This window comes from Bradyrhizobium sp. P2_E8, from assembly GCF_056403875.1.
Genome location: NZ_JBFUES010001852.1, coordinates 1 through 616, shown reverse-complemented (window position 1 = coordinate 616; position 616 = coordinate 1). Strand labels below are relative to the sequence as shown.

Below are 616 nucleotides of genomic sequence, written 5' to 3'. Positions count from 1 at the left end.
CAGGTAGGCCGAGCCATTGCCGCACCCGCGCGTCGGGGTCGGTATTCTGCGTGACGTCGCTGACGACGGCGATGGAATCGGCGCCGGCGGCAAAGATCTCCGCGGCGTGCTCGAACTTGATGCCGCCGATCGCGACCAGCGGGATGGTGCCGATGCGCTGCTTCCATTCCGTGATCTTCGGAACGCCCTGCGGCTCGAAGCGCATCGACTTCAAGGTGGTGAAGAAGATCGGGCCGAGCGCAACGTAGTCGGGCCTGGCCGCGAGTGCGGTCGCAAGCTCGGCGTCGTCATGGGTGGAGATGCCGAGGAGAAGGCCCGCTTCGCGGATGGCCTTGAGGTCGGCGTCGGCGAGATCCTCCTGGCCGAGATGCAGATACTTTGCGCCGGCGACGATCGCAGCGCGCCAGTAATCATTCACGACGAGCTTTGCCTGCGTGCCCTCGGTGATGGCCAGCGCGTCGGTGACGATCTGCAGCGCTTCGGCGTCGTTCAGGTCTTTCGCGCGCAGTTGAATCGTGCCGACGCCGAGCTTGGTCAGGCGCTCGACCCAGGCGAGGCTGTCGACGACAGGGTAGAAGCGATCAGGATACGCGTTGCGATCAGGATACGGCATGCC

General features: G+C 65.3%; 1 protein-coding gene. It reads right to left on the bottom strand.

What is annotated here, in order from left to right; translation table 11 throughout:
- The coding region (locus tag AC1D00_RS44305) for a thiamine phosphate synthase (protein ID WP_477015099.1) at positions 1-613 on the bottom strand (613 nt) is incomplete at its 3' end.
- Positions 614-616: the final 3 nt, after the last annotated feature.